Genomic DNA, 6,515 nt, shown 5'->3' with positions numbered 1-6,515 from the left:
GCTTGCTGGTGTGGTGCTGTTGGCACCGTTTCTAGCCTATAACGCCGCCACGGTGCGTAAACAGGCGGGATGGGCCACGCCGAACCTTTGGCGCATCGTGCCGCTGGCGCTGCTCAATCAGATGAACGTCACCCGATTTAATCACTGGCCAGTACTGCACTTTAACCTGCCGCTGGCGTACCGCACCGGCTCGGACACCCTGAGCTACACCTATCGAATGATGGAGAGCTTTGGCACCGCACATTATAAAGCCGATCTTGCCAACATCCGCGCGCCGATTTTGGTGCTGGTGGGGGATAGGGATGAGGCGTTTTATGCCAAGCAGTTTGAGCCCACCATACATCCCCACGCGCCCCAGGCGGAGTTTGAATTTATTGCCGGTGTGTCGCATCTGGATATCGTAATGAATACTACCGTAGCCCAGCGTATCGCCCTCTGGGCAGAAACCCTCGGGCTGTAACCGCCTGCGGCGCGACTGGGTTGCGCCGCGCTTGAACGCCCGCTAAGGTTCGTTCTTTTAGCCAGGGCGGCCACGCATGACCACACTGATGATTCAAGGCACCACCTCGGATGCGGGTAAAAGTACCGTGGTGGCGGGGCTTTGCCGTGTTCTCAAGCGCCGGGGTATCTCGGTGGCCCCGTTTAAGCCGCAAAACATGGCGCTGAACAGTGCGGTGACCAACGATGGCGGCGAGATTGGCCGCTCCACCGCGCTACAGGCCCAGGCGGCGGGCGTTATTCCCCATAGCGATATGAACCCGGTACTGCTAAAGCCGGAAACCGACCGGGGTGCCCAGGTAATTCTGCGCGGCAAGGTGTACGGCCATATGGACGCGCTGGACTACCACGTCTTCAAGCGTACGGCCCAAGAGAGCGTGATGGCAGCGTGGCAAGCCCTAGAGCAGCGGTTCGATGTGATTATTGCCGAAGGGGCCGGCAGCCCGGCGGAAATCAACCTGCGCAAAGGCGATATTGCCAATATGGGGTTTGCCGAAGCCGCGGACTGCCCGGTGCTGCTGGTGGGCGATATTGACCGTGGTGGCGTGTTTGCTCAGCTGGTCGGCACGCTTGCGCTGCTGAGTGACAGCGAACAGGCCCGCACCAAAGGCTTTATCATCAACCGTTTTCGGGGCGATATTGCGCTGTTAGAGCCAGGGCTCGAGTGGTTGGAAGCGCGCACCCAAAAGCCGGTGCTGGGCACGCTGCCGTATCTACAAGGACTGCTGCTGGATGCCGAAGATAGCATCGGCACCGTGCAGGCGGAGAAAGAGAGCCAAACGCTCAAGGTCATCGTTCCTGCACTGCCGCGCATCAGTAACCATACCGATTTCGACCCGCTGCGCCTGCATCCACAGGTATCGCTTAGTTTTATCGGCCCAGACCAGCCCATTCCCCCTGCTGATGTGATCGTACTTCCCGGCAGTAAAAGTACCGCGAGCGACTTAGCCTGGTTAAAGCGCCAGGGCTGGGACGCGGCGATTACCCGCCACCTGCGCTACGGCGGCAAAGTGCTGGGCATTTGCGGCGGTTTTCAAATGCTGGGGGAGTGGGTCGATGACCCCGGCGGGCTGGAAGGTGCCCCCGGAAAAATCGCCGGGTTGGGGCTATTACCGCTGACCACGCGCATGGTGCCCGGCAAGCAGCTTCGCAATGTGAGCGGCGTACTGGTAGGGGAAGAGGCAAAGGTAGAGGGGTACGAGATTCATAACGGCGTTAGCGAAGGCCCCGCCCTGAACAAGCCACTCTTCGATGTAGGCACCCACTTGGATGGGGCCATCAGCGAGGACGGCCAAGTGATGGGCACTTACCTACACGGCCTATTCGATCACCCAGAAGCCTGCCAAGCGCTGCTCACCAAGCTTGGCCTAGCCAAAGCAGGCAGCGTCGATTACAACGCCCACCGCGAACAAGCCTTGGAGCGCTTGGCCGATACGCTCGAAGAACATCTGGATATTGACGCGATCCTGGCGCTCATTGCGTCTTCAAGCGCTGCTAAACAGTCTCTTTGCCCCAGTGCTCTAACAGAAGATCGATAAACAGCTGTGCCGTGCTGGATAAGCTGTGCGAGTTGCTGCGCACCAACCCAATTGAGCGCTGAATGCGTGGCTCGGGTAAATCGCGAGAGCAGAGCGTGTCGTGGTCCGGGCCGGGCATGGTCATGCGCGGCAAAATAGCCACGCCAAGGCCCGATTCCACCAGCCCCAACGAAGTAGAGAGATGCTGCACCTCGTAAAAGCTATTGAGATGAATACCCTCCGCCGAAAGCGCGTTATCCAGCAGCGTGCGGTTGCCACTATCGCGGCTCACGGTGATGAGCCGCACATCTTCTAAATCGCTCCACTCAATCTGCTTTTTGCTGGCAAGCGGGTGGTCTGAGCGCAGTGCCAGCACAAAGGGATCTCGCAGCAGCGGCGTAAAGCGCACTTCCGAGCTTTGCGCGCTGATCATGTTGATGCCGAAATCCGCCTCGCCATTAATAACTTTTTCCAGCCCTTCGTTAGCGCTGACATCCAAAATCCGGATGCGAATGCCCGGCCACGCCTCGCTAAACACGCGAATGACACTAGGCAAAAAGTAGAAGGCCGCCGTGGGCAGGCAGGCAATCGTCACCGTGCCTTTTTGGTGGGTGACGAGCTCTCGAATGCCTAAGATGGAGGACTCGTACTCCTCTAGCATGCGTCTGGCGCGGGGCAGAAAATCGGCCCCAATCGGCGTTAACCGAGTACGCCGTGTAGTTCGCTCAAGTAGTTCAACTTCAAGGAGTTCTTCGAGTTTTTGGATACGCCGAGTGAGCGCTGGCTGCGACAAATGCAGGCGCTGCGCCGCCTCATGAAAGGTGCCCAATTCAGCGACCAAAATGAAGGCCTGGAGGTCAAGAAATTCGAGTCTATGCAGCATAGGATTGTTGCGCTAAAAAGTTGGATTCATAACCAAAACACATTAATGCACAAAACGGATTTATAGCAATCCATATTTGCATTTGAGACATTAAACATTGGCTGACATTCTCCGTTCATACAGTCATCGCGAACTATGGCGGAGCGATATGAACAGCATTCCTTGTGTCATTATGCGGGGCGGCACCTCTCGAGGCCCCTTTATTCGCATGAAAGATCTGCCCAGTGATCAGGCTCAGCAGGCTGATATTCTGCTGAGCCTGATGGGCTCCGGGCATGCGCTACAGATCGATGGTATTGGCGGCGGCGACCCGCTCACTAGCAAAGTGGCCATTGTGGAGCGCTCGTCGCACCCGGATGCCGACGTTGACTACCTGTTTGCTCAGGTGGACGTAGTGAATAAGCGCGTCGACTTTAACCCGAACTGCGGCAACATGCTCTCTGCCGTTGGGCCCTACGCTATCGAAACAGGGTTGGTGGAACCGCAGGACGGGACGACCGTGGTGAAGGTGCATAACCTGAACACCCAGCGGCTGATTGAGTGTCATGTACCCACGCCGGGTAAGCAGGTGCAGTACGAAGGCAGCGTTACCATTAGCGGCGTTCCTGGCACTGCGGCGGGCATCCAACTCAGCTTTTTAGACATCATGGGCAGTAAAACGGGCCAGCTGCTACCCACAGGAAACGCCTGCGATGAGATCGAAGGTGTCGAGGTGAGCTGTATTGATGCCGCCACGCCGATTATGCTGCTGCGCGCGGAGTCGGTGGGGCTAACCGGCCATGAAGCGCCTGCGGAGCTGGACAATAACCCGGCCTTGTTAACCCGCTTAGAAACCCTACGCCGTGAAGCAGGGCGACGGATGGGAATGGGCGATGTAAGCCAGAGCGTGCTGCCCAAGGTGGTACTGATTTCAGAGGCTGAAGCGGCATCGCACACGCTGAATGTGCGCTATTTTGTGCCCCATCGCTGCCATAAAGCGATTGCCGTGACAGGGGCAATGGCCGTGGCGGCGGCGATTAACGTGCCCGGCTCGGTGGCCAATCACATGGCCATAAGCACTCAGAAGCTTTCTGCCGGGCAACTGTTATCACAGATTACATTAGAGCATCCTTCTGGTTCGATTGAGCTAACGGCGGAATATCGCCAGCAGAATGCTTTTGACCTAGCGCGCGTATCGCTTATTCGAACCGCTCGCAAAATTATGAGCGGGCAAATTTTTTACGCGAGCCCTTCAAAGGTAGCGGGGCATCACGCCATCGAAACCGTTGATTAAATAACGCTACCACAATAACTAACCGACAATAATCAATAACAGGAGTATCGCCATGACCACCCTGAAGAACACTCCGTTTACAACGTTCAAGAAAGCGCTACTGTTCGTTGCTTGTTCCACGCTAGGCGCTATCAGTGTGAATGCTCAAGCTGACGATGTGAGCGTGCCTGACACCATTCGCTGGACCATTCCCTTTGGTGTGGGCGGAGGAACCGACGTATGGGCACGCTTCTTCACCACCTGGATGAGTGACCATATTGAAGGCAACCCGACGCTGGTGATTGATAACGTGCCCGGCGGCGGCTCTATCAATGGCAGCAATTTGTTTGCTATGCGAGCGGACTCGGATGGCAGCCAGTGGATCGGTACCTCTGCCTCCACTCAATACCCTGCCATGCTGCAAGACCGCCGGGTTCGTTATAGCTACGATGATTGGACACCGATTCTAGCCACGCCCACCGGCGGCGTGGTTTATGCCCAGCCTGGCTTAGGCGATAGCGCAGAGGAGGTGCTGAACGCGGTAACTAACCAGCGCGTTAAGTTTGCCGTGCAGAGCCATACCGGGCTAGAGCTACCGGTATTGATTGCGCTTGATTTGCTGGGGGCCGATGTGCAGGCCGTGTCGGGCATGCGTAGCCGTGGAGAAGGGCGGTTAGCCTTTGAGCGTGGCGAGGCTGATATCGACTTCCAAACCACTTCTGCCTATTTCAGCAGCGTAGAACCACTGGTAGAGAGCGGTCGAGCGGTGCCGCTGTTTTCGCTAGGCGTGCTTAACGACAGCGGCGAGATCGAGCGTGACCCTGCTTTCCCTGACTTGCCGACCTTCAATGAAGTGTACGAAACCCTGCATGGTGAAGCACCCAGCGGCCCTGGTGCCGAGGCATATCGTAAGTTCTTTGCTTCCGGGTTTACGCTGCAAAAATTGATCTTACTGCCAAACGATGCCCCAGAAGCGCTGATTCAGGAGTATCGCGACGCGGCGCGCCGTTTTGTCGATACGGAAGCGTTCAAAGAAGCCGCCATGGCCCAGCTTGGCCCCTACACGCCGGTGGTGGGCGAGGTCGTCGAGCAACATCTGCAGGATGCCATGTCGCTGGATGATGCCACACGCCAGTGGCTGGTCGAGTGGCTGCTAGAGCAGCACGGCGCTCGTATTTAACACGCCAGCTAACACTAAAAAGGCACGGCTCAAGCAGTGCCTTTGGGCTCCCTTACATTAAACAACATAAGAGCCAAGACAATGACAGATGTCTTATTTTCCAGTTTGGGGCAGTTGTTTACTGTTCCCCATATGCTGTACATGGTGATTGGTGTCCTCATCGGTCTAATTGTGGGCATCATTCCTGGGCTTGGTGGCATTGCGGGTATGTCGCTGCTGTTGCCCTTTCTCTATGGCATGGAGCCGTCTGTGGCACTGGGCATGCTCATGGGTCTAGTGGCGGTGATCCCCACGGGCGATACGTTTGCCTCGGTACTGCTTGGCATCCCGGGCTCTAGCGCTTCCCAGGCCACTGTTGTGGACGGCTTTGCGCTGGCGAAAAAAGGGCAGGCGGCACGAGCGCTGTCTAGCGCGTTTTTGTCGTCAATGATCGGTGGGCTTATCGGTGCTCTGGTGCTGACCGCCTTTATCCTGATTGCCCGGCCGGTTGTACTCTCGTTCTCTTCCTCAGAGCTGTTTATGTTGACGCTGCTGGGGCTCTCCATGGTGGCGGTGCTGTCTGGTAAGGATGTTTTTAAAGGCATTGCTGCCTGCGGCGTTGGCTTACTGGTGGGTACCATTGGTATGGCACCCGCCACCGGGGAGTTCCGGCTGCCGTTTGAAATTGACTACCTCTACGATGGATTGCCGTTAGTGGTGGTGGGGTTAGGTATTTTTGCACTGCCTGAAATCATTGATTTATTAGTGAAACGCGGCGCGATTGCCGAGCAGTCCTGCCAATTGGGCAAAGGCTGGAAAGAGGGCGTTAAGGATGTGGCCAAGCGGCCTGGACTGGTAGCTCGCTGCGCGGGGATTGGCAGCTTGATGGGCACGGTTCCTGGCTTGGCGGGCTCCGTGGTGGATTGGCTCACCTACGGCCATGCGGTGCAGAGCGCTAAGGATAAATCACAATTCGGTAAAGGCGATATTCGCGGTGTGATTGCGCCGGAGTCGGCTAACAACGCCTGTGCCTGCGGCGCGATGGTGCCCACGCTACTGTTTGGTATTCCTGGGTCTGGTACAGCGGCGGTGTTTTTAGGTGGTTTGTGATCTTACCCAGCAACAGTGGACACTGGTTTAAGCGATCATTCGGGCTTCAAAGGCCTCTGGGCTGATCATCCCAATAGCACTGTGCCGCCGTTGTTT

5 protein-coding genes and 1 pseudogene are annotated in these 6,515 nt (G+C 56.9%); 5 read left to right on the top strand and 1 reads right to left on the bottom strand.

The features are described 5' to 3' along the window. Together BIS10_RS16575 and BIS10_RS16570 are read left to right on the top strand one after the other, a co-directional pair. On the top strand, positions 1–460 hold a 460-nt coding region (locus tag BIS10_RS16575; RefSeq protein WP_253506878.1), incomplete at its 5' end, for a hypothetical protein. 76 nt (positions 461–536) lie between these two features. Next, positions 537–2,036: a cobyric acid synthase gene (locus BIS10_RS16570; protein ID WP_253506875.1), complete on the top strand. Its 1,500-nt coding sequence runs from the start codon at positions 537–539 to the stop codon at positions 2,034–2,036. Here BIS10_RS16570 and BIS10_RS16565 read toward each other — a convergent pair. Further along, on the bottom strand, positions 1,993–2,898 hold the full coding sequence (locus tag BIS10_RS16565; RefSeq protein WP_253018899.1) for a LysR family transcriptional regulator: 906 nt from the start codon (positions 2,896–2,898) through the stop codon (positions 1,993–1,995). The two genes, BIS10_RS16570 and BIS10_RS16565, sit on opposite strands and share 44 nt — an antisense overlap. 148 nt (positions 2,899–3,046) lie before the next feature. On the opposite strand from BIS10_RS16565, the gene BIS10_RS16560 reads away from it, so the two are divergent. The 3 genes and pseudogenes from BIS10_RS16560 to BIS10_RS16550 all read left to right on the top strand — a co-directional run. Beyond that, positions 3,047–4,171, top strand: coding sequence for a 4-oxalomesaconate tautomerase (locus BIS10_RS16560; protein ID WP_253506872.1), 1,125 nt, complete (start codon positions 3,047–3,049; stop codon positions 4,169–4,171). Positions 4,172–4,223: 52 nt separating this feature from the next. Continuing rightward, positions 4,224–5,330 (top strand): tricarboxylate transporter, encoded by a 1,107-nt coding sequence (locus BIS10_RS16555; protein ID WP_253506869.1) that lies wholly within the window; start codon positions 4,224–4,226, stop codon positions 5,328–5,330. A gap of 81 nt (positions 5,331–5,411) precedes the next feature. Then, a pseudogene (locus BIS10_RS16550) lies at positions 5,412–6,416 on the top strand (tripartite tricarboxylate transporter permease); the annotation flags it as partial. Positions 6,417–6,515: the final 99 nt, after the last annotated feature.

Source organism: Halomonas sp. 707B3 (genome assembly GCF_024158645.1).
Lineage (GTDB): Bacteria > Pseudomonadota > Gammaproteobacteria > Pseudomonadales > Halomonadaceae > Vreelandella > Vreelandella lionensis.
Note: the sequence above shows the minus strand (reverse complement) of the source record. Positions and strands in the feature narration are given on the sequence as shown.

What these genes read in the sequence shown, in the direction of transcription:
- BIS10_RS16570 (WP_253506875.1), top strand. Translation starts at nt 537, where the DNA reads ATGACCACACTGATGATTCAAGGCACCACCTCGGATGCGGGTAAAAGT.
- BIS10_RS16565 (WP_253018899.1), bottom strand. Translation starts at nt 2,898, where the DNA reads ATGCTGCATAGACTCGAATTTCTTGACCTCCAGGCCTTCATTTTGGTC.
- BIS10_RS16560 (WP_253506872.1), top strand. Translation starts at nt 3,047, where the DNA reads ATGAACAGCATTCCTTGTGTCATTATGCGGGGCGGCACCTCTCGAGGC.
- BIS10_RS16555 (WP_253506869.1), top strand. Translation starts at nt 4,224, where the DNA reads ATGACCACCCTGAAGAACACTCCGTTTACAACGTTCAAGAAAGCGCTA.